Here is a 20,891-nt window from a genome sequence, read left to right on the forward strand (position 1 = left end):
GCGCGCCCCACCTTGCCTGAAGCGGGCGCACACCCGCCTTCCCACGGCATTTACTGACCATTCGGTAAAAATTTCTGTTGAGCCCTGTTGCACCCCCACGCTTTTCGTATATGATTCAACTCATAGTTAAATGTGACAGCCGCCTCAAGCCCACGATGGCAGCTCCCCCGCATACCTCAACGCAGAGGAACACACCATGTCTACAACCACAGCACACAGGGTCACCGCAGAAGAACGCAAGGTTCTCGCAGGCACTCTCATCGGCACCACCATCGAGTGGTACGACTTCTTCATTTACGCCCAGGCCGCAGGCCTCATTCTTGCCACCCAGTACTTCACCCCCGAAGGAGAAGACAGGACTCTCGCCCAGATCGTTTCCTGGGCTTCACTGGGCATTAGTTTCATCTTCCGCCCCCTGGGGGCTATCGTGGCAGGGCATATCGGCGATAAGTTCGGCCGCCGCATCACCCTGGTACTCACCCTCATCATGATGGGCGTAGCCACCGTCGGCATCGGCTTTGTACCCACCTACGCCCAAATCGGCATAGCCGCACCCCTCATTATCATCGCCCTGCGCATCCTCCAGGGTTTCTCCGCAGGCGGCGAATGGGGCGGTGCAGCCCTGATGTCCGTTGAACACGCACCCCGCAACAAGCGCGGCTTCTTTGGAGCTTTCCCCCAGATTGGTGTTCCCCTGGGCATGATTCTGGCAACCCTGGTCAACCTACTCCTCAGCGCAGTCCTGACCGAAGAGCAGTTCCTGAGCTTCGGCTGGCGCATCCCCTTCTGGTCCTCCATCGTCCTGATTCTGGTAGGCTTCTATATCCGCCACTCCGTTGAAGAATCCCCCGTCTTCAAAGAAATGCAGAACCTCAAAAAGAAGGAGTCAGCCCCGCTCAAACAGCTTTTCAAGACCAACACCCGCGAGGTCCTTCTGGCCGCCTTTATCTTTATTGCCAACAACGCGGCAGGCTATCTAGTGATTGCATTCTTTATCTCCTACGGCGTGAAGAACCTGGGCATGACCCGCGGCCAGGCGATGACAGCAGCCATTATTGGCGGTCTAGGCTGGCTCATCTTCACCATGGTTGGTGGCTGGATGAGCGACAAGCTTGGCCGAGTACGAACCTTCCAGATTGGCTACGGAATTCTACTGCTCTGGGCTGTACCCATGTGGTTCATGATTGACTCGGGCAGCATCGCCCTATTCGCCCTGGCCATTTTCATTCTCACCATTGGCCTAGGCCCCTCCTACGGCCCCCAGTCAGCCATGTACGCCGAGATGTTCCCCGCCTCCGTCCGCTTCTCGGGTATCTCTATCGGCTACGCCATTGGTGCAATTCTCGGTGGCGCCTTCGCCCCCATGATCGCCGAAATGATTCTGCGTGAGACCGGCCAGTCCTGGATGATTGGCCTCTACATCGCGGGCATCACCCTCATCTCGCTGATTGCAGTCAGCCTGGTACCCAAGGGCATCCAAGAAATTGACCTGCACCCAGAGAATGCGGAAGATTTTTCCGAGCGCGCGAGGAAATAAAAATCTTCCGAATTGAGTAAGAGGTAAGGGCTCAGAGGAGGGAAAACTTCTCACAGGTACGCCCTCACCCAAGACCCCCGCACCTCTTTTTCTTGCGGGGGTCTCACCCTTTCCCTTGACCTAGGTCACTTAAAATGACAAGATTTAGTGAACGATTGGTCAGTTATTTTTGACTTTCCGACAAAGGAGTTTGAATGTCGCAGACACCCCAGGCTTATCTCGTAGGCGGCTCCCGCACCCCCGTGGGGCGCTACGGCGGGGCACTGTCGTCCGTCCGCCCCGATGATCTGGCAGCCCTGGTGATTAAGGACGTCATCGAGAAGGCCGGGCTCGACCCGGCGGCTGTCGACGAGGTCATCCTGGGCAATGCCAACGGTGCCGGTGAAGAGAACCGTAACGTGGCCCGCCTGGCCTGGCTACTCAACGACTACCCCGATACCGTCCCCGGCATCACCGTCAACCGCCTCTGCGCCTCAGGGCTCAGCGCTATTACCCTCGCAGCTCAGATGATCAAGGCCGGAGAGGCCGATATCGTGGTTGCCGGAGGTGTGGAGTCCATGTCCCGCGCCCCCTGGGTCATGGAAAAGCCCACCACCGCCTTCGCCAAGCCCGGCCAGAGCTTCGACACCTCTATCGGCTGGCGCTTCATCAACCCCATCTTTGCCGAGCGCGACAAGTTCACCTACTCCATGCCAGAGACCGCAGAAGAGGTAGCCCGGGTTGATTCGATTTCCCGTGAAGACTGTGACGCCTTTGCCGTCCGCTCCCACGAGCGGGCTCTTGCGGCCATCGAGGCCGGGCATTTCAAGGATGAAATTGTGCCTGTGGTCGTGCGCGACCGCAAGGGCCGTGAAACCGTGGTTGATACCGACGAAGGCCCCCGCCCCGGCACGACCGCCGAGGTGCTGGCTAAGCTACGCCCGGTTGTTGCCGGTGGCTCTGTGGTAACTGCCGGAAACTCATCCAGCCTCAACGACGGGGCTTCAGCCATTATCGTGGCCTCCGAAGAAGCCCTGAAAAAGTACGGCCTGACCCCCCGCGCCCGCGTCGCCACCGGCACGTCTGCTGGCCTGGCCCCCGAAATCATGGGCCTGGGCCCGGTTCCGGCCACCGAAAAGGCCCTGGCTAGGGCCGGGTGGACGGTAGCCGACCTGGGCGCTGTTGAACTCAATGAGGCCTTTGCCTCCCAGTCCCTGGCCTCCATGCGCCGTCTGGACCTGAGCGAGGACATCGTCAACCGCGACGGCGGGGCGATTGCCCTGGGCCACCCGCTGGGCTCGTCCGGCTCCCGCATTGTGATTACCCTGCTGGGCCGTATGGAACGAGAAGGTGCCACCCGCGGCCTGGCCACCATGTGCATCGGCGTGGGGCAGGGCGCTGCCCTGCTGGTGGAGGCTGTCTAATGTTTGAGCATTTCACCGCCCTGACCGTTGAAGAGGGCGACGACCGCCTGCTGGTTCGCATGAACCGCCCCCAGGTGCGCAACGCCATCGACGCCACCATGGTCGCTGAACTGCACGAGGTCTGCGCCTACCTAGAGGCCACCCCCAAGATTCTGATTCTGACCGGGTGCGAGGTCAACGGGCGCGGCATTTTTGCCTCGGGGGCAGACATTGCCCAGCTGCGCGAGCGCCGCCGCGAGGACGCCCTGCGCGGGGTCAATTCGCAAATTTTTGACCGCATTCATAAGCTCCCCATGCCGGTCATTGCCGCCATTGATGGCTATGCCCTAGGGGGCGGGGCGGAGCTGGCCTATGCGGCTGACTTCCGCCTGGGTACCCCCTACATCAAGATGGGCCAGCCCGAAACCAACCTGGGTATTATCGCCGCGGCCGGTGCCCTCTGGCGCCTTAAAGAGCTGGTGGGTGAGCCGGTAGCTCTTGAGATTCTCATGGCCGGTCGTATTCTCAACGCCAAGGAGGCGCTGAAGCTGCACCTGGTCACTGAGCTGCATGAGCCGTCCGAGCTCGTGGCCGCTGCCCATGCCTTAGCTGACCGCATCGGGGGCCAGGACCCCCTGGCGGTGCGCGTGACCAAGCGGGTTTTTGGGGCTCCGCGCGAGGCCCACCCCCACATTGACGAGCTGGCCCAGGCGATTTTGTTTGAGTCCCAGGCCAAGTTTGACCGCATGCAGGCTTTTCTTGATCGGAAGAAGAAGTAGAGGTAAGTGATGACTGAAGTTCACGAGTTGAAGGTTCCTGCCCGCGTGGGCGTGCTGGGCGGCGGACGTATGGGCGCGGGTATTGCCCATGCTTTTCTGCTGGCCGGGGCCCAGGTTGTGGTGGTTGAGCGGGACGCTCAGGCGGCCGAAGCTGCCCGCGAGCGCGTGGAGCGCGATTTGGCCAAGTCGCTGGAGCGCGGGGCTTTTGACGGTAATTTTGATGAGCTGACCGAGCGCTTTGCGGTGTCGGTGGATTACAGTGATTTTGCCGACCGCCAGCTGGTGGTTGAGGCCGTGCCCGAGAACTGGGATCTGAAGGTGGGTGCCTTGCGGGCTGTTGAGGAGCAGCTGGGTGAGGGGGCCTGGCTGGCGTCGAATACCTCGTCCCTGTCGATTGATGGGTTGGCTGAGTCTTTGGAGCGCCCCGGTAACTTTATTGGCCTGCATTTCTTTAACCCGGTGCCGGCGTCCAAGCTGGTGGAGGTGGTGCAGTCTCAGCATTCGTCTGCCGAGCTCAAGGACGCGGCCCGCCTCTGGGTTGAGGGCCTGGGCAAGACCCCGGTGGTGGTCAATGACGCTCCCGGTTTTGCCTCCTCGCGTCTGGGTGTGGCGATTGCGCTTGAGGCTATTCGCATGGTTGAGGAGGGCGTGGCCAGCCCGGAGGATATCGATAACGCAATGGTGTTGGGCTATAAGTTCCCCATTGGCCCGCTGGCTTTGACCGATGTGGTGGGGCTGGACGTCCGCCTGGGCATTGCTGAGTACCTGGAGTCACAGCTGGGTGAGCGGTTTGCCCCGCCGCAGCTCATGCGCGATATGGTGGCCCGCGGGGAGCTGGGCCGTAAGAGCGGCAAGGGCTTCTACGACTACAGCTAGGCTCGCCCACCCATACAACAAACAGAAGCTTTTCTTTCACTATGGGGCTTATACTGAAAGAAAAGTTTCTGCTTAAGGGAGGTCTCAGTGGGATATATTCCCCTACCCGTCCGCCGAGCCCAACGCACTATGGGCGAAAATCTAACTACCCAGCGTAAACTTCTGGGTCTTACCGCCCAAATGGTCGCAGAACGAGCAGGAACCACGGTAGTAACCTTACGAAAGATTGAGTCTGGTCAACCCGTTCGCTCCGACATTCTGCTCACGGTCTTGAAAGTCTTGGGCATGCTCGATGGAGTTGTTACCGCAACCGATCCTTATCTCACCGACGTGGGCAAGCTCCGAGCCAACGAGAAGCTCCCCAAGGTGGTAAGGCAGCGCAATGAACCCTAAAGTCACCGTTACAACCCTTATCGGCACTCAAGAAGTAGTCGCCGGGCACCTTTATCCCGCGTATCGAAACGGGGTCTTTTCGTACAGTCTCTTGAAGAACTTAGGGATTTCTAGGCCCGCCCACCCCGGTAGGTACCATCTCAGTCAGAAAAACCCACGAACTAGGTGGGTTTTTCTGATTTAACTGGTACCTACCTGACTGAGGTGGTACCTACTTGATGAAGTTGGTGATGCGCAGAGTACACAGGCGCGCGCCCGTGTCTTCGTGGGTGATAATCACTTCGTGGGTAGTCAGGGAACGGCCTAGGTGAATGGCGGACGCCGTCGCCCGCACCCTGCCGCTTTTTGAGGATTTATGGTGGGTGGCATTCACGTCCACACCCACCGCGACCCTGCCCATAGAAGAAGCATGAATGACCGCAGCCCAGGAGCCCACCGCCTCTCCCAGGGCCAACATAGCGCCCCCGTGCAGCAGCCCTAAGGACTGGCGGTTGCCCTCCACCGGCATGGTGGCCACTACCCGTTCTGCCGATTCTTCTAGAACCGTAACCCCCATCTTTTCATCCAGCTCACCCAGGGTGATTTTCCAGAGTTCCATCTGCCCATCGGCCTCCCGGCCGGCCGCCACCTGCTCGCCCATGAGCGTCCTTTCCGCCCTGCTGCTCAAGGCCTGCAAGGCTTTTCTTCACCTGTGATGTGAACTATAGTTTATACCAATAACTGAACGCTCGGTCATTTATTTCCGAGCGCCCCAACAGTAAGGATTTCTCAATGACGAGCACCCCCACCCTTGTTCCCAGTTTCATCAAGGGCTCCTGGTGGGCCCCGGAAAACCCTGCCTCACCCCAGGACGTCCTCCACGCCATCACCGGCCAACCCATCTACCGGGTATCCACCGAGGGAATCGACACCGCAGGGGCCATTGACTACGCCCGCACCACCGGCCAGGCCAACCTGGGTAAGCTCACCTTCCACGAACGCGCCCTCATCATCAAGCAGCTGGCCCAGTTCCTGACCGAGCACAAGGCCGAGCTCTACGAGCTTTCCTTCGCCACCGGTGCCACCCAGCGCGACCACTACATCGACGTGGACGGCGGTATCGGCACCCTCTTCACTTTCTCCTCCAAGGGCCGCCGCGAGCTGCCCAACTCCCGCGTCATCATCGACGGCAACGTTGAGCAGCTCTCCCGCGACGGCTCCTTCATTGGCGAGCACATCTACACCACCCTGCCCGGGGTGGCCGTTGAGATTAACGCCTTTAACTTCCCCATCTGGGGCATGCTTGAGAAGTTCGCCCCGGCCTTTATCGCCGGTATGCCCACCATCGTCAAGCCCGCCACCCCCACCGGCTACGTCACCGAGGCGACCGTGCGCCTCATGCTGGATTCGGGCCTGCTTCCAGAGGGCGCCCTACAGCTGATTTCCGGCTCTGCCCGCGACCTGCTGGACTACCTGGACTACCGCGACCACGTCGCCTTTACCGGCTCCGCCGCCACCGTCCACACCCTGCGCCAACACCCCAGCGTGCAGACCAAGGGCCTGCACTTTACCGCCGAGACCGACTCCCTGAACGCCGCTATTCTGGGCCCGGACGCCACCGCTGATACCCCCGAGTTTGAGGCCTTTATCAAGTCGGTGATGGTGGAGATTACCGCTAAGGCCGGCCAGAAGTGCACCGCTATCCGCCGGGTTCTGGTGCCCGCCGGGCGCTCCGCTGAGGTGGTCCAGGCCCTGGCGGGCAAGATTTCCGGACGCGTGGTGGTTGGCGACCCGCGCCAGGAGGGCGTGACCATGGGTTCCCTGGCCTCCCCCGAACAGAAGGCCGAGGTGGAGAGGGCTGTGACCCGCCTGGTGGAGGCCGGCGGTAAGATTGCCTTCCGCGGCGAAGCCCCTGAGGGCCCCTCCTTCTACCCGGTCACGGTGCTGACCTTTGAGGACGCCCGCACCCCCGAGGTTCATTCCGTTGAGGCCTTTGGCCCTGTGACCTCTGTGCTGGAGTACACTGACCTGGCTGAGGCCGTTGAGCTGGCTGCCCTGGGCGAGGGCTCCCTGGTGGCTACAGTCTGCACCCACGATGACGCCACCGCCGCCCAGCTGGCCCTGGGCATTGCGGCCCACCACGGCCGCGTCCTGGTGTTAAACCGCGAGGACGCCAAGACCTCAACCGGCCACGGCTCCCCCGTACCCCACCTGGTGCATGGCGGCCCCGGCCGGGCCGGTGGCGGTGAGGAGCTCGGTGGCGTGCGCGCCGTGAAGCACTACATGCAGCGCACCGCTATTCAGGGCTCCCCCAATAAGCTCACTGCCCTGACCGGGGTCTGGCACCCCGGGGCGGACGCCGCAACCGTCACCCGCGCCCAGGTAGAGTCGGGCGAGGGCGTACACCCCTTCCGCAAGTCCCTGGCCGAGCTGGCCATCGGCGACCAGTTCGCTTCTGACCTGCGCGAGGTGAAACTACAGGACATCACTGATTTCGCCCATGAGACCGGGGATATGTTCTACGCCCACACCGACGAGGAGGCTGCGGCGGCTAACCCCTTCTTCCCCCGTCGTGTGGCCCACGGCTACCTGCTGGTCTCTTGGGCGGCAGGGCTCTTCGTTGACCCGGCCCCGGGCCCGGTGCTGGCTAACTACGGCCTGGAGAACCTGCGTTTCATCACCCCTGTCACCTACGATGATTCCATTCGCGTGACGCTGACCGCCAAGAAGATTACCCCGCGCGTGACTGACGAGTACGGCGAGGTCACCTGGGACGCGGTGCTGCACAACCAGAAGGACGAAATCGTGGCCACCTACGATGTGCTGACCCTGGTGGCCAAGACCTGGCCTATGGCCGAGGCTGACGCCAGCTAGCGCCCCAGCTTCGCCAGTAGCCGGTCGTGGTAGAAAGGCGGGTAGCAGCCTGCTTCTACCACGGCCTGCATGGCGGCACGGTCACCCATAGCGGCTGCAAAGGCCTGCCCCATAGTCACCCCGTGGTCGGGGGTAGGCAGAAAAGTAATAGTATCCCCGGCTGTGATGGTACCGGGCTGGATAACGCGCAAGTAGGCACCGGCATCCTGACGCTCAGTAAAAGTTTTTACCCAGCCTTTTTGACCCAGCCAGTCGGCAAAGGTGCGGCAGGGCTGGCGCGGCACCGACACCTCAAGCACGGCCGTACCCACCGCCAGGCGCTGGTTGATGAGAACCCCACTCCAGGTAATACCCTCGGTGGTCAGATTCTCACCGAACTGCCCGTCAGCCAAGGGGGCACCTAATCGCTCGGCCCAGTAATCCAATTCCTCCCGGGCAAAGGCATAGACCGCCTTGTCAGCACCGCCATGGTGCTTGGCATCCCCCACGAAATCCCCGCTCACGCCGGAGCCGTTGCCATAGCCGGGTGCCGGGGCAAAAACCTCCAGCGAAGCTACCGGCTGCTTATTGATACCGGTAGTGCCCTTACCGGTCGGGCTGAGCATTTCTGCCCCGCGATTGGTGGACCGGACGCGCGCCCCCGCCGGGCTTAGGCCAGGAAAGGTGGGTGCGGAGTGGGTTTCAGTCATAGGTCTACGATACCCTGCACCACCTCTAGGGGCGGGCCCCCACCGCAATCCCCCTAAAGGCCATATCGACGACCGTGTCGGCCAGGGCCTCAACGTCGCCGCCACGGGCCGGGTCGTACCAGACCGCCAGGGAGTTAATCATGCCGAAAATCAGGCGGGCCAGGGTGCGGGCGTCCGCACTCTGCCGCACCTGCCCAGCCTGCTGAGTAGCATCCACCAGGGCTGCCAGGCGGCCGGTCAGGGCCCGGCGCTTATCGAGAGCGGCCTGCTGGGCCGGGGAATTACCGCGCAAACGCAGCAGCAGAGTCACATAGGGCAGGTGCTCAGCCAGCACAAACACGGTCTGACGCACCACAAACTCAAGCCGCTCGCGAGCGTCCGCCTCCAAGCTCTCACCAGCCTCAAAAACCTCATCCAGGGCATCGAGAGCCCGGTCAAGAGCGATACGCAGAATTTCTTCCTTAGAAGAAACATGGTGGTAGATAGCGCTCTTAGTCAACCCCAAGCGCTTAGCCAGCATATCCATGCTGGTGGCGTCGTAGCCGTGTTCGTTGAAGACCTCCACGGCCAGGCGCAGTACCTCTTGGCGGTCATAGCCGGGGCGGCCGCGCTTGGCAGGCTGGGGCTGGCGAGTGCTCACGGCACCTTCCTCTCACACACGGGTAGGGAGCCTCCGCAACGGGAGGCTCCCTACATGCTAACAAACCACCCGCTGGTAAGAGTGTTTATTCGTTGCCCTTGGGCTTGTTGCGGTAGTCGTAGATACGGCGGATCTTGCCGACGGAGCGGGGCAGGACGTCCGGGTCTAGCACCTCAATGCGGCAGGTGGAGCCGATCTTGGTTTTGATGTCGTGCAGCAGGCGCTTGCCGGCTTCTTCGGCGGCTTCGAGGGTGAACTCTTCACGGCGTTCGATGCGCACGGTCATTTCGTCCATGCGGCCGGGGCGGGTGAGCTCCAGGGCGAAGTGGGGCGACAATTCGGGCTGCTGCAGGGCCAGCTCTTCGACCTGGGAGGGGAAGAGGTTGACGCCGCGCAGAATAATCATGTCGTCGCTTCGGCCGGTGATACGGCCCAGACGGCGGTGTCCGGGGCGGGCGGTACCGGGCAGCAGGCGGGTTAGGTCGTGGGTGCGGTAGCGGATAATGGGCAGGGCCTCCTTGGTCAGGGAGGTAAAGACCAGTTCGCCGGGGCGGCCCAAATCGAGCACGGTGTCGTCGAAGGGGTCGATGATTTCGGGGCGGAAGTGGTCTTCCCAGATGTGGGAGCCGTCCTGCGATTCAAAGGACTCGCCGGCCACACCGGGGCCCATGACCTCAGACAGGCCGTAGATGTCGCAGGCCTTGAGGGTGCCGAAGGTGACCTCGATTTCGCGGCGCATTTCTTCGGTCCAGGGCTCGGCGCCCAGCACAGCGGTTTTGAGGGAGGTTTCCTTGGGATCGATACCCAGCTTGCGGAAGGCGTCGGCGATGGTCAGCAGGTAGGTGGGGGTGGAGAGAATGGCATCGGGTTCAAAGTCGCGGATAAGCTGCACCTGCTTTTCGGTCTGACCGCCAGACATGGGGATGACGGCTGCGCCCAAGCGTTCAGCACCGTAGTGGGCACCCAGGCCGCCGGTGAAGAGGCCGTAGCCGTAGGCGTTGTGCACCTTGTAGCCGGGCTTGATGCCTGAGAAGCGTAAGCAGCGGGCAACCAGGGCGCTCCAGGTGGCAATATCGTTTTCGGTGTAGCCCACCACGGTGGGCTGGCCGGTGGTACCGGAGGACGCGTGGATGCGGCGCACGTCGCTCATGGGCACGGCAAAGGCCTTGAAGGGGTAGGCCTTACGCAGGAATTCCTTGTCGGTGTAGGGGAAGAGCCCCAGGTCGTCGAGCTCTTTGAAGTCACCGGGGTGCACGCCGTGCTCGTCGTAGAGTTCCTTGTAGGCGGGTACGTTTTCGTAGGCGTAGTGCAGGGCCCAGCGCAGCCGCTCGAACTGGAGGGCCTCGATCTGGTCGCGGCTCATCAGCTCCTCGGGGTCGGGAGCGCCGGGGTCTGCGGCGCGGGGAGCCGGGGTATAGGGGTTTTCTACGCTACAAGCGGGAGCCTTATAGGTGCTCATGCCTGGTGTCCTTCCGTGGCTGTTGGGGGCTTGATGGAGCGGCCACGACCGCGGAACTCGGCGATGAGTTTGTCTCCGCAGGTGACGGTCACATCAACGATGCAGTTGCGCCCGTACTGTGCTTTAAGAGTGGCCTCGGCTCGAAGGGTCTGCCCTTCGTAGGCTGAGGCGATGTAGTTAACGTCAACGCCCGCCCCCACAGTGATGCTCTGGGCGTAGCGCTCAGGGTCACTGTGGTTGCAGGCCAGGGCGAAGGCGGTGTCTGCAAAGGCAAAGGTCATACCACCGTGGATAATGCCGAAGCCGTTGACCATCTCATGCTTGATATCCATTTCGATGACGGCGTGGCCCAGCTGGGCGGTAAGCACGCGAATGCCCATCCAGTCGCTGGCATGATCGCCTTCAAGCATGGGGTGGATTGCGCCCACTCTGCCTCCAAAGTATTTAGTGACCGTTTGGTCAGTTATTCACTCAACCCAACTGTGTCACATTTTGGTGAGACGCGCAACACTTTACCGGTGCTTAAAATCAGCCTCCCGTTTCTCAACGAAAGCAGCCATACCCTCTTTCTGATCCTCAGTAGCAAAAAGAGCGTGGAAGGTTCGGCGCTCAAACTGGATACCCTGAGCCAGGGTGGTCTCAAAGGCGGCGTTCACGGCTTCCTTGCAGACCTGGGCCACGAACTTTGACTTAGAAGCGATGGTTTCTGCCATTTCAAGGGCAGTGGGGAGGACGTCCGCGTCCTGCTCCACCAGGCGGGAGACCAGCCCTGCCCGCTCGGCTTCGTCCGCCCCCATAAAGCGCCCGGTCAGGCAAAGGTCCATGGCTTTAGCCTTGCCGACAGCGCGGGTCAGGCGCTGGGAGCCACCCATACCGGGGATAACCCCCAGGTTAATTTCGGGCTGGCCAAACTTGGTGGAAGGCCCAGCCACCAGCATGTCCGCCATCATGGCCAGTTCACAGCCGCCACCCAGAGCGTAGCCGTTGACGGCTGCCACGATGGGGGTACGCAGGCGGGTGAAGTTGTCCCAGTGGGCGAACCAGTCAGCTGCGTACATGCTGGCGTAGGTCTGGGATGACATCTCCTTAATGTCTGCCCCTGCGGCAAAAGCTTTTTCACTACCGGTCAGGACGATGGCCCCCACCTCGGGTGAGCGGTCAAAGTCGCTTGCGGCGGCAACAACCTCGCGCATGGTGGCATCGTTGAGGGCGTTGAGAGCCTTGGGGCGGTTGAGGGTAATCAGCCCAACCCGGCCGCGGGTTTCAACCAGAATATTCTCGTAAGTGGTCACGGTGTTCCTCCTTGCTGTGGGCAGGCTAGATGCCTGAGACGGGCGAGCCGTCGGCCTCACGAATAGCGTTGATGACGTCTGAGAAGTCCTTGGCGCCACGCCCTTCTTCTACCAGGTGAGTATAGATATCTGCGGCGTGCTTGCCGAGTTCGCCGTTGACCCCTGCGGTGTCGAGGGCGGCGACAGCTAGCCCCATGTCTTTGCTCATCAGGGCGGTGGCAAAGCCCGGTTCATAGTCCCGGTTGGCGGGCGACCCGGGCACGGGGCCGGGTACCGGGCAGTTGACATTGACCGCCCAGCAGTAGCCGGAGGAGGTGGAGATAACGTCATAGAGCACCTGGGCGTCTAACCCCAGACGCTCACCCAACACGAAGGCTTCTGAAGCGCCCACCATGGTGATGCCCAGCAGCATGTTGTTACAGATTTTGGCGGCCTGGCCGGTGCTGTTGGTGCCGCAGTGCACCACCTTCTTACCCATCACCTCAAGCAGGGGGCGAACCTGGTCTACGTCCGCCTCAGCGCCACCCACCATGAAGGTGAGGGTGCCCTGCTCGGCCCCCACCATACCGCCGGACACCGGAGCGTCCACGGCCCGCATACCGGCTTGCACAGCCAGGTCGGCTGCCTGGCGGGCGTGCTCCACCTCGATGGTGGAGCAGTCTACGAAGAGGGTGCCGGGCTGAGCGGCAGCCAGCAGGCCCCCCTGGCCCGCGCGCCCGCCGTAGGCTCCCAGAACGTGCTGGCCAGCAGGCAGCATGGTAATGACGATATCGGCCTGGGCTACAGCGTCTTCGCCGCTGGCGGCCACCTGGATTCCGCGGTCGCGGGCGGCATCGAGCGCGGCAGGCACCAGGTCAAAGCCGTGCACGGTGTAGCCTGCGGCAACCAGGTTGGCTGCCATGTAGCCGCCCATGTGCCCCAGGCCGATAAAAGCGATAGTTGGTGTGGTGGTCATCTTCTTCTCCCTTACAAGGTGGGCTGATAGGTCTAGTGAAGCTAAGGCTCAATCTAACGGGGGGCCATGCGCAAGGCGCCGTCCATGCGGATAGTTTCGCCGTTGATATAGTCGTGCTCGGCGATAAAGACCGCCAGGTCGGCGTATTCGGCAGGAGCTGCAAGGCGCTGCGGGAAGGGTACGTTTTTAGCCAGCTCTTCGCGGAATTCTTCGGTGATACCGGCCATCAGCGGGGTATCAACAATGCCCGGGGCAATGGTATTCACACGGATTCCCGAGCTGGCCAAATCGCGGGCGGCAGGCAGAGTGAGGGCTACAACCCCGCCCTTTGAGGCCGCGTAGGCTATCTGGCCAATCTGCCCCTCATAGGCGGCAATAGAGGCGGTGTTAATAATGACGCCCCGCCCGACAGTACCCTCCACCGGCTCCTGGCTGGCCATTAGGGCAGCCCCGGCGGTGAGTACGTTGAAAGTGCCATTGAGATTGATAGTGACAGTTTTTGCGAAGAGGGCAGGGTCATGCGGGCCCTTTTTAGAAAGGACGCGGGCCCCCGGGGCGATACCGGCACAGTTGACCACGGTGCGCAGAGGGCGGGAGTCCTGCCCTACCTTCTCGAAAGCAGCCTCAACAGCGGCGTAATCGGTGACGTCACCGGGCAGGAAGGTTACGCCCTCAACCTCCCCGGCCTTCTCAATACCGGCGGGAAGGTCGAGCCCATAGACGTGTGCGCCGCGGGCGACTAGAGCGGAGGCGGTAGCCGCCCCAATACCCGAGGCTGCACCGGTGACTAGGGCTGTGGTGTTTTTTAGGTTCATGTTTTCCTCTTTCCGGTGGGAGCTCTAGGGACTTAGACGAAGGCTGAGTAGCCGGTCAGGGCTCGACCCACAATGAGGGAGTTAATTTCGTAGGTTCCCTCGTAGGTGTAGAGGATTTCGGCGTCCCCGAAGAATTTGGCCATCTCGTAGTCGGTGGTCATACCGTTACCACCCTGGATTTCTCGGCCCAGCCAGGCGCTCTGCCGCGCCAGCTTAGTAGTGGTGGCCTTGGCCATGGCGGCATGCACCATATCCAGGGTGCCGTTTTCTTGCATACGGGCGCAGTTCATCATGAGCCCCAGGGCGGCCTGGCTGTTACTCATAATCTCTGCAATGTTCTTTTGGATGAGCTGAAACTTAGCCAGGGGTTTGCCGAACTGCTGGCGGGTGATGGCGTAGTCGCGGGCTATATCAAAGATGCCCAACTGAATACCGTATCCCTGCCAGCCCACCCAGGCTCGGGAGTTGCGGAGCATCTCGTTGGCAGCATCAAAGTTGACGGCTCCGGGCAGGTGGGCGCTGGCGGGCACCTTTACATTGGTGAGGGTGATGTGGGCGTTCTGCATGACGCGCAACCCAATTTTGTTGCGGATTTTCTCGGCCTCGTAGCCGGGGGTGTCGGTGGGGACGATGAAGGCCTTAATCTGCTGGTCGGCGGTGTCGCGGGCCCAGACCAGGGCGAAGTCAGCGATGGTGCCCATGCCGATCCAGCGCTTCTCACCGTTGATGACCCAGTTTTCACCGTCGAAGGTGGCGCTGGTTTCAAGGCCCCCGGCGATATCGGAGCCGTGGTTGGGTTCTGTTAGCGCGAAGGCTCCGGTGAGCTGGAAGTTTTCGAGTTTGGGGAGCAGGTCGGATTTCTGCTGATCTGAGCCGAGCAGATTAATCATGCCCAAGACCAGCTCGTTGTGAATACCTACCAGAGCCGAGAGTGAGACGTCCACTCGGGTTACTTCTGCGTAGGCTAGACCCCTAAAGAGCCAGGATGTTTCGCTGGTTTCCAGGCGGGCCAAACCCACCTCAGCTAGACCTTCGAGCAGGTGCAGGGGGAATTCTTCGGTATTCCAGTAGTCAACGATCTGGGGGCGCACTTCTTCTTGCAGGTAGGTGCGGATGCGCAAAAACCACTCTTTCTCGTGGTCGGGCAGGAGGTTAAGGACGCCGAAGGGGTCGATATCGGGGAAGGGTAGGGGCTTTTCGGGCGGGTTTTTGACCATGCCTCGAATGTGGGTGTTCATAGAGTAGCTCTCCTGTGCAACGTCGTCGTGTGCAACTCACAGGTCGGGGGTCACCCGCCTTCATGTGGTGTGAGTCAAGCCATATTTAGCTCTGAATGTACCTTGCTTTGCGGCAGCCCGGTAGCTTTTGCGGCAAAATAACCGGTTCGTTACGCGCAGACAGGACTCTTGAGGTTGATTTTTCCACAGGCCCTTGGCAGGAGTATCGCCCCTCACCTATAGTGACTCGTAGCACCCTATTCGTGACCTATGCCACTATATCTTGGTGGTTTTTTGCCGAAAGGAAAGAGGTTACCCATGAGCGTTACCGACCAATTTCGCGCTGCCCGCGACCAGCTTGTTGCTCTGCGCGAAGACTACACCGCAGCACGTGAGCAGTTCACCTGGCCCCAGTTCGAGTATTTCAACTTCGCCCTGGATTGGTTTGACCAGGTAGCCGCCAGCGATGAGCGCAAGGACGCCCCCGCCCTAATTATCGCGGAACAGGATGGTTCCAGCGTGAGCGTCAGCTACTCAGAAATGTCGAAGCGGTCATCACAGGTGGCTAACTGGCTGCGTTCAGTGGGCGTGAAGCGCGGGGATCGCGTGATTCTTATGCTGGGCAACCAGGTGGAACTCTGGGAGCTCATGCTGGCCGGCATTAAGCTGGGCGTCATTCTCATGCCCTCTACCGAGATGCTCGAGCCTGTTGACCTCGATGAACGTATTAGCCGTGGCACGGTTGAGTGGGTCATTACCAACAGCAAGAACGTGCCCAAGTTCGAACGGGTTGAAGGTAACTTCACCGTCATCGAAACAGGCGGCAAGACCGCCGGAGCCCTGACCAAGCACCCCCACCTGAATTACCTGGACGCGGCGTCCGCCCCCACCGATTTCACCCCGGACGCCCCAACCCGAGGGGATGAGCCCCTGCTCTGGTACTTCACCTCGGGTACCACCTCCCGGGCCAAGATGGTAGAGCACACCCATACCTCCTACCCGGTGGGCCACCTTTCGACCATGTACTGGATTGGCATGGGCCCGGGCGATGTTCACCTGAACGTGGCCTCACCAGGTTGGGCTAAGCACGCCTGGTCCAATATCTTTACCCCCTGGATTGCCGAGGCGACCGTCTTTATCTACAACTATTCCCGCTTCGATGCCGCTGCCCTCATGCAGAACATGGAGAAGTTCGGGGTCACCAGTTTCTGCGCCCCGCCTACCGTCTGGCGCATGCTGATTCAGGCTGATTTGAGCCAGCTGGCAACCCCGCCCACCAAGGTTGTTGCCGCAGGTGAGCCTCTGAACCCCGAGGTTATTTCTAAGGTGAAAACTGCCTGGGGTGTAGATATTCGCGACGGCTTTGGGCAGACTGAGTCCACTGTACAGATTGCCAACACCCCCGGGCAGCCCATCAAGATTGGTGCCATGGGCAAGCCCCTGCCCGGCTACGATATTGTGCTGATTGACCCGGCCACCGATGAGATTTCGCAGACCGAGGGTGAGATTTGTATTCGTCTGGGCGATGCCCGCCCGCTGGGTCTGATGACCCAGTACAAGGGGGACCCTGAGAAGACCGAGAGCACCATGCGCGGCGGCTTCTACCACACCGGCGATATTGCCGAGCGGGACGAGAACGGGGTGCTCACCTACGTGGGCCGTGCCGACGACGTCTTCAAGGCCTCCGACTACAAGCTCTCGCCCTTTGAGCTAGAGTCTGTGGTGATTGAGCACCCGGCGGTAGCTGAGGCTGCGGTGGTGCCGTCACCGGATGAGATTCGCCTGGCGGTGCCTAAGGCCTACATTGTGCTGGCTGCTGGCTATGAGCCGACCGCAGAGACCGCTCAGAATATTCTGGTCTTTCTGCGGGAGAACCTGGCCGCCTATAAGCGTATTCGCCGCATCGAGTTCTACGAGCTGCCCAAGACCATTTCGGGCAAGATTCGCCGCGTGGAGCTGCGTGCCCGTGAGAACGACTTCCACGGCCGCCACGGTGAGAAGACTACCGCCGCCCTGGCAGCCCGCACCACCACCGAGGGTTATGGCCACGAGTTCGCAGACACTGACTTTCCAGACCTCAAGGGCTAAGCCGGTGCGGAACCTACAGGCCAGCTAGAGAGCGGAAAACCCGCTGAGGATGATTCTCAGCGGGTTTTCTTATGGGTGCCGGGGTGAGGGGTTAGGCCAGGCCCAGCTCCCCCGCTTCCGTGGGGGTGAAGAAGGCCAGGACGCTCTCGCGTGAGACCTCCGCCAGACTGGCAGGGGACCAGCTGGGGTTGCGGTCCTTATCAACCACCTGGGCCCGGATGCCCTCACGCATATCGTGGTGGGCCAGGGCGTTACAGGAGGTCACAAAGTCCTGGTTCAGGGTCTCGGCCAGACTCTGACTACCGGCCCGGCGCACGGCCTCCAGGGCCACCTTCATACCGGTTGGCCCGTTCTTCTGCAGGGCCGCCAGAACTGTACCGGCGAACTCGGAGCCGTCCGCCCCCGACTCAGCTACTGTCTGAACCTTCTGCAGAATTTCCTCAACGGTATCGGCAGCAAAAGCACCCTCAATCCAGTGGGCGTTATCTACGAGCTGGGAGGGAGGCGCGTCAGCCGCGAAGCCCTCAATGACGCGGGTGACGGCGTCCGCCCCCTCTGCCCCCTCAAGGGTAGCGACCAGCTCATCGAGCTTCTCAGAGGGCACGAAGTAGTCGGCCATGCCGACGGCGAGCGCATCAGCCCCGGTCACGTGCAGGCCGGTGACGGCCATGAGGGTGCCCAGGTTCTGCGGGGCGCGGGCCAGTATATTGAGGCCGCCCACGTCGGGGCAGAAGCCGATGACGGTTTCGGGCATGCCAGTGCGGGTGCGTTCGGTGACGATGCGGTGGGAGCTATGGGCCGAGACACCCACGCCGCCGCCCAGCACCAGGCCGTCCATGAGGGAGATGAAGGGCTTGGGGTAGCGGGCGATGCGCAGGTCCAGGGTATATTCGGTGCGGAAGAAGGCTACCCCCTGCTCCGGGCTCTCACCGGTGGCCTTGTAGAGGGCTACCACGTCGCCGCCTGCGCAGAGGCCCCGTTCGCCGGCTCCGCGCAGGAGTACGGCGGTGATGCCGGAGTCCTGTTCGAAGTCGTCCAGGGCTACGTTCATCAACCCCATCATCTCGGCGTTGAGGGCGTTGACCGCGCGGGGGCGGTTGAGGGTGATAACCCCCAGGCTGCCGCGTTTTTCGGTGAGGACGCTCTCGGTCGGCTGGGTGCCGGGCATATCAGTCACGGTGGGCCTCCTTTAGTTGCCGGTGGGCATGACGAAGCTGGCACCTTCTTTAATGCCTGAGGGCCAGCGGGATGTTACCGTCTTGGTCTTGGTGTAGAAGCGGAAGGCGTCGGGCCCGTGCTGGTTGAGGTCGCCAAAGCCGGAGGCCTTCCAGCCACCGAAGGTGTAGTAGGCGATCGGCACGGGGATCGGTACGTTCACACCGACCATGCCGACGTCGACGCGGCGGGCGAATTCGCGGGCGGTATCGCCGTCGCGGGTGTAGATGGCTACACCGTTGCCGAACTCGTGCTTGGTGGGCAGGGCCAGGGCTTCTTCGAAGTTCTCAGCCCGAACCACGGTGAGCACCGGGCCGAAAATCTCCTCGCGGTAGATGGACATGTCGGCGGTGACCTGATCGAAGAGGGTGGCGCCGATGTAGTAGCCGCCCTCGTGGCCCTCAACCGTGGCGCTGCGTCCGTCCACCAGGAGCTTGGCCCCTTCTTTCTCGCCTGCGGCAATGTAGCCCTCAATGCGTTCTAGGGCGCTGGCGGCAACGACGGGGCCGAAGTCAGCCTCGGGGTCAAGGGCATGGCCGACCTTGAGGGTTTTGGTGCGCTCGACCAGTTTTTCGACCAGGGCATCGGCGGTGGCCTGGCCGACGGGTACAGCCACCGAGATAGCCATGCAGCGTTCACCGGCAGAGCCGAAAGCTGCGCCAATGAGGGCGTCGGCGGCCTGGTCAAGATCGGCGTCGGGCATGATAATCAGGTGGTTCTTGGCGCCGCCGAAACACTGGGCGCGCTTGCCGGTGCGGGCGGCGTGCTCGTAGATGCTCTGGGCGATGGGAGTGGATCCCACAAAGCCGACGGCCTTAATGCGGGGATCATCGAGCAGGGTATCGACGGCTTCCTTATCGCCGTTGACCACGTTGAAGATGCCGTCGGGTAGGCCGGCTTCTGTCCAGAGTTCGGCCAGACGTAGGGGCACGGAGGGGTCGCGCTCTGAGGGCTTGAGGACGAAGGCGTTACCGGCGGCGATGGCGGGGCCACACTTCCAGAGGGGGATCATGGCCGGGAAGTTGAAGGGGGTGATACCGGCAACTACGCCCAGGGGCTGGCGCATGGAGTAGACATCGATGCCGGTGCCCACGGAGTCGGAATATTCGCCCTTGAGCAGGTGGGGGGCGGCGGTGGCAAATTCGACGACGTCGAGGCCGCGCTGGATATCGCCGTGGGCATCGGCCACGGTCTTACCGTGTTCGAGGGAGAGCATCTCGGCCAGCTCGTCAGCGTTCTGGTTGACCAGGTCAACGAAGCGGTGCAGAATACGGGCCCGCTTCTGGGCGTTGGTTGCAGCCCACTTGACCTGGGCTTCTGCGGCGTTGGCGATAACCTCGCGCACCTCGTCAGCGGACGCCAGGGGTACCTGGGCTTGGACCTGGCCGGTACTGGGGTTGTAGACATCGGCGAACCGACCTGAGGTTCCTGGGCGGTGGGCACCGCCGACGTAGTGGGTTAACTGCTTCGTCATCGAAGCCTCCTTCCGTAAGGGGAGCACAGCCTTCTGTGCATCAGCTCACACGATACAGAAAAAATAGACGGGTGCCTAGGGGTCAGTCGCAAGATTACGCTTGACCGTTGCGCACTCAAGACTATATTCTGAACGAACGGTCAGTAATTAGTGCAGATGGGGCTACCTCGCCCCGAGCAGCCCGCACCCGCAAGGAGCCAGACATGACTTCAACGACGAAGAACCCCGACCTCTCCCCCGTAGCCGACGCGCCCGCCCAGGTGGGCGAGAACGTCCTTAAGGAAGAAGCCGAGCAGGCCTACTTCGACCGGCTCATCGCCGACGACTCCCGCGTAGAACCCCGCGACTGGATGCCCGAAAAATACCGCAAGACCCTCACCCGCCAGGTCTCCCAGCACGCCCACTCCGAAATTATCGGCATGCAGCCCGAGGCCAACTGGATCACCCGGGCCCCCTCCCTCAAGCGCAAGGCTATTCTCATGGCCAAGGTGCAGGACGAAGCCGGCCACGGCCTCTACCTCTACTCCGCCGCCGAAACCCTCGGCACCCCGCGTCATATTCTCAACGAGCAGCTCCTAGACGGCCGCGCCAAGTACTCCTCCATCTTCAACTACCCCGCCCGCACCTGGGCAGACATGGGAGCCATCGGCTGGCTGGTCGACGGGGCCGCCATCTGCAACCAGGTCCCCCTCTGCCGCGCCTCCTACGGCCCCTACGGCCGCGCCATGGTGCGTATCTGCAAGGAAGAATCCTTCCACCAGCGCCAGGGCTGGGAGATCCTGTACGAACTCTCCCACGGCACAGAAGCCCAGAAAAAGATGGCCCAGGACGCCGTCAACCGCTTCTACGGCCCCGCCCTGCAAATGTTCGGCCCGCCGGACGCCGACTCCCCCAACTCCCAGCAGTCCATGGCCTGGAACATCAAGCGCTTCTCCAACGACGAGCTGCGCCAGCGCTTCATCGACATGCTGGTACCCCAGGCAGAAGCCCTCGGGCTCACCCTGCCCGACCCTGACCTCAAGTGGAACGAAGAGCGCGGCCACTACGACTACGGCCCCCTGGACTGGGACGAGTTCCACTCCGTCATCTCGGGTAAGGGCCCCTGCAACGTGCAGCGCATGCAGCGCCGCCGTGCCGCCCACGAAGAAGGCGCCTGGGTGCGCGAAGCCGCCGCCGAGTACGCCCGCAAGACCGCTAAGCAGCACTCCGAACTGCTAGGAGCCTAAC

At 61.8% G+C, this 20,891-nt stretch carries 19 protein-coding genes; 8 read left to right on the forward strand and 11 right to left on the reverse strand.

Going from position 1 to position 20,891, the window contains the following annotated elements:
* The first annotated feature begins 196 nt into the window (after positions 1-196).
* The 5 genes from L6966_RS03630 to L6966_RS03650 all read left to right on the forward strand — a co-directional run bounded on the left by L6966_RS03630 (position 197) and on the right by L6966_RS03650 (position 4,967).
* Entirely contained in the window at positions 197-1,537 is a 1,341-nt protein-coding gene (locus L6966_RS03630; protein ID WP_237232878.1) for an MFS transporter, read from the forward strand.
* A gap of 194 nt (positions 1,538-1,731) precedes the next feature.
* Entirely contained in the window at positions 1,732-2,940 is a 1,209-nt protein-coding gene (locus L6966_RS03635; RefSeq protein ID WP_237232879.1) for a thiolase family protein, read from the forward strand.
* A complete protein-coding gene (locus L6966_RS03640) occupies positions 2,940-3,698 on the forward strand; it encodes an enoyl-CoA hydratase/isomerase family protein (RefSeq protein ID WP_237232880.1) in 759 nt (252 codons plus the stop codon). Before L6966_RS03635 ends, L6966_RS03640 begins: the two co-directional genes overlap by 1 nt.
* 9 nt (positions 3,699-3,707) lie before the next feature.
* Positions 3,708-4,574, forward strand: coding sequence for a 3-hydroxyacyl-CoA dehydrogenase family protein (locus L6966_RS03645; protein ID WP_237232881.1), 867 nt, complete (start codon positions 3,708-3,710; stop codon positions 4,572-4,574).
* A gap of 87 nt (positions 4,575-4,661) precedes the next feature.
* A complete protein-coding gene (locus L6966_RS03650; protein ID WP_083091925.1) occupies positions 4,662-4,967 on the forward strand; it encodes a helix-turn-helix domain-containing protein in 306 nt (101 codons plus the stop codon).
* Between the two features lie 211 nt (positions 4,968-5,178).
* Here the strand turns inward: L6966_RS03650 and L6966_RS03655 are convergent, their stop codons facing one another.
* Positions 5,179-5,607: a PaaI family thioesterase gene (locus L6966_RS03655; RefSeq protein WP_237224494.1), complete on the reverse strand. Its 429-nt coding sequence runs from the start codon at positions 5,605-5,607 to the stop codon at positions 5,179-5,181.
* A 131-nt stretch (positions 5,608-5,738) separates the two neighbouring features.
* On the opposite strand from L6966_RS03655, the gene paaZ reads away from it, so the two are divergent.
* Positions 5,739-7,820, forward strand: a complete 2,082-nt coding sequence (gene paaZ, locus L6966_RS03660) for a phenylacetic acid degradation bifunctional protein PaaZ (protein WP_237232882.1) — start codon at positions 5,739-5,741, stop codon at positions 7,818-7,820.
* On the opposite strand, the gene L6966_RS03665 is transcribed toward paaZ, so the two are convergent.
* The 8 genes from L6966_RS03665 to L6966_RS03700 all read right to left on the reverse strand — a co-directional run bounded on the left by L6966_RS03665 (position 7,817) and on the right by L6966_RS03700 (position 14,908).
* Entirely contained in the window at positions 7,817-8,509 is a 693-nt protein-coding gene (locus L6966_RS03665) for an MOSC domain-containing protein (RefSeq protein ID WP_237224492.1), read from the reverse strand. The two genes, paaZ and L6966_RS03665, sit on opposite strands and share 4 nt — an antisense overlap.
* A 25-nt stretch (positions 8,510-8,534) precedes the next feature.
* On the reverse strand, positions 8,535-9,149 hold the full coding sequence (locus tag L6966_RS03670) for a TetR/AcrR family transcriptional regulator (RefSeq protein WP_237224491.1): 615 nt from the start codon (positions 9,147-9,149) through the stop codon (positions 8,535-8,537).
* A gap of 85 nt (positions 9,150-9,234) precedes the next feature.
* Positions 9,235-10,608, reverse strand: coding sequence for a phenylacetate--CoA ligase family protein (locus L6966_RS03675; protein ID WP_237232883.1), 1,374 nt, complete (start codon positions 10,606-10,608; stop codon positions 9,235-9,237).
* Positions 10,605-11,036: a PaaI family thioesterase gene (locus L6966_RS03680; protein ID WP_237232884.1), complete on the reverse strand. Its 432-nt coding sequence runs from the start codon at positions 11,034-11,036 to the stop codon at positions 10,605-10,607. Before L6966_RS03680 ends, L6966_RS03675 begins: the two co-directional genes overlap by 4 nt.
* A gap of 84 nt (positions 11,037-11,120) precedes the next feature.
* The gene (locus tag L6966_RS03685) at positions 11,121-11,900 is read right to left on the reverse strand and encodes an enoyl-CoA hydratase (RefSeq protein WP_237232885.1); all 780 of its coding nucleotides are present in this window, start codon (positions 11,898-11,900) and stop codon (positions 11,121-11,123) included.
* A 25-nt stretch (positions 11,901-11,925) separates the two neighbouring features.
* Positions 11,926-12,855 carry a 3-hydroxyisobutyrate dehydrogenase gene (gene mmsB, locus L6966_RS03690; protein WP_237232886.1) on the reverse strand — a complete coding sequence of 310 codons (930 nt, stop codon included), beginning with the start codon at positions 12,853-12,855 and terminating at the stop codon, positions 11,926-11,928.
* Positions 12,856-12,908: 53 nt separating this feature from the next.
* Entirely contained in the window at positions 12,909-13,670 is a 762-nt protein-coding gene (locus L6966_RS03695; RefSeq protein WP_237232887.1) for an SDR family oxidoreductase, read from the reverse strand.
* A 32-nt stretch (positions 13,671-13,702) separates the two neighbouring features.
* Positions 13,703-14,908, reverse strand: coding sequence for an acyl-CoA dehydrogenase family protein (locus tag L6966_RS03700; RefSeq protein WP_083091914.1), 1,206 nt, complete (start codon positions 14,906-14,908; stop codon positions 13,703-13,705).
* A 297-nt stretch (positions 14,909-15,205) separates the two neighbouring features.
* Here L6966_RS03700 and L6966_RS03705 point away from each other — a divergent pair, with 297 nt between their 5' ends.
* Complete coding sequence (locus L6966_RS03705) at positions 15,206-16,975, forward strand: AMP-binding protein (RefSeq protein WP_237224485.1); 1,770 nt, start codon at positions 15,206-15,208, stop codon at positions 16,973-16,975.
* Between the two features lie 91 nt (positions 16,976-17,066).
* Here L6966_RS03705 and L6966_RS03710 read toward each other — a convergent pair whose 3' ends face one another.
* Both L6966_RS03710 and L6966_RS03715 read right to left on the reverse strand, forming a co-directional pair.
* Complete coding sequence (locus tag L6966_RS03710) at positions 17,067-18,143, reverse strand: enoyl-CoA hydratase/isomerase family protein (RefSeq protein ID WP_237224513.1); 1,077 nt, start codon at positions 18,141-18,143, stop codon at positions 17,067-17,069.
* A gap of 21 nt (positions 18,144-18,164) precedes the next feature.
* Complete coding sequence (locus L6966_RS03715; RefSeq protein WP_237224484.1) at positions 18,165-19,664, reverse strand: CoA-acylating methylmalonate-semialdehyde dehydrogenase; 1,500 nt, start codon at positions 19,662-19,664, stop codon at positions 18,165-18,167.
* 203 nt (positions 19,665-19,867) lie between these two features.
* On the opposite strand from L6966_RS03715, the gene paaA reads away from it, so the two are divergent.
* Positions 19,868-20,890 carry a 1,2-phenylacetyl-CoA epoxidase subunit PaaA gene (paaA, locus tag L6966_RS03720; protein ID WP_237224483.1) on the forward strand — a complete coding sequence of 341 codons (1,023 nt, stop codon included), beginning with the start codon at positions 19,868-19,870 and terminating at the stop codon, positions 20,888-20,890.
* The last annotated feature ends 1 nt before the right edge of the window (position 20,891 follow it).

This window comes from Rothia nasisuis (assembly GCF_928381405.1).
In the GTDB taxonomy this organism is placed as follows: Bacteria; Actinomycetota; Actinomycetes; order Actinomycetales; family Micrococcaceae; genus Rothia; species Rothia nasisuis.

What these genes read in the sequence shown, in the direction of transcription:
- L6966_RS03630 (WP_237232878.1), top strand. Translation starts at nt 197, where the DNA reads ATGTCTACAACCACAGCACACAGGGTCACCGCAGAAGAACGCAAGGTT.
- L6966_RS03635 (WP_237232879.1), top strand. Translation starts at nt 1,732, where the DNA reads ATGTCGCAGACACCCCAGGCTTATCTCGTAGGCGGCTCCCGCACCCCC.
- L6966_RS03640 (WP_237232880.1), top strand. Translation starts at nt 2,940, where the DNA reads ATGTTTGAGCATTTCACCGCCCTGACCGTTGAAGAGGGCGACGACCGC.
- L6966_RS03645 (WP_237232881.1), top strand. Translation starts at nt 3,708, where the DNA reads ATGACTGAAGTTCACGAGTTGAAGGTTCCTGCCCGCGTGGGCGTGCTG.
- L6966_RS03655 (WP_237224494.1), bottom strand. Translation starts at nt 5,607, where the DNA reads ATGGGCGAGCAGGTGGCGGCCGGCCGGGAGGCCGATGGGCAGATGGAA.
- paaZ (WP_237232882.1), top strand. Translation starts at nt 5,739, where the DNA reads ATGACGAGCACCCCCACCCTTGTTCCCAGTTTCATCAAGGGCTCCTGG.
- L6966_RS03665 (WP_237224492.1), bottom strand. Translation starts at nt 8,509, where the DNA reads ATGACTGAAACCCACTCCGCACCCACCTTTCCTGGCCTAAGCCCGGCG.
- L6966_RS03675 (WP_237232883.1), bottom strand. Translation starts at nt 10,608, where the DNA reads ATGAGCACCTATAAGGCTCCCGCTTGTAGCGTAGAAAACCCCTATACC.
- mmsB (WP_237232886.1), bottom strand. Translation starts at nt 12,855, where the DNA reads ATGACCACCACACCAACTATCGCTTTTATCGGCCTGGGGCACATGGGC.
- L6966_RS03695 (WP_237232887.1), bottom strand. Translation starts at nt 13,670, where the DNA reads ATGAACCTAAAAAACACCACAGCCCTAGTCACCGGTGCAGCCTCGGGT.
- L6966_RS03700 (WP_083091914.1), bottom strand. Translation starts at nt 14,908, where the DNA reads ATGAACACCCACATTCGAGGCATGGTCAAAAACCCGCCCGAAAAGCCC.
- L6966_RS03705 (WP_237224485.1), top strand. Translation starts at nt 15,206, where the DNA reads ATGAGCGTTACCGACCAATTTCGCGCTGCCCGCGACCAGCTTGTTGCT.
- L6966_RS03710 (WP_237224513.1), bottom strand. Translation starts at nt 18,143, where the DNA reads ATGCCCGGCACCCAGCCGACCGAGAGCGTCCTCACCGAAAAACGCGGC.
- L6966_RS03715 (WP_237224484.1), bottom strand. Translation starts at nt 19,664, where the DNA reads ATGACGAAGCAGTTAACCCACTACGTCGGCGGTGCCCACCGCCCAGGA.
- paaA (WP_237224483.1), top strand. Translation starts at nt 19,868, where the DNA reads ATGACTTCAACGACGAAGAACCCCGACCTCTCCCCCGTAGCCGACGCG.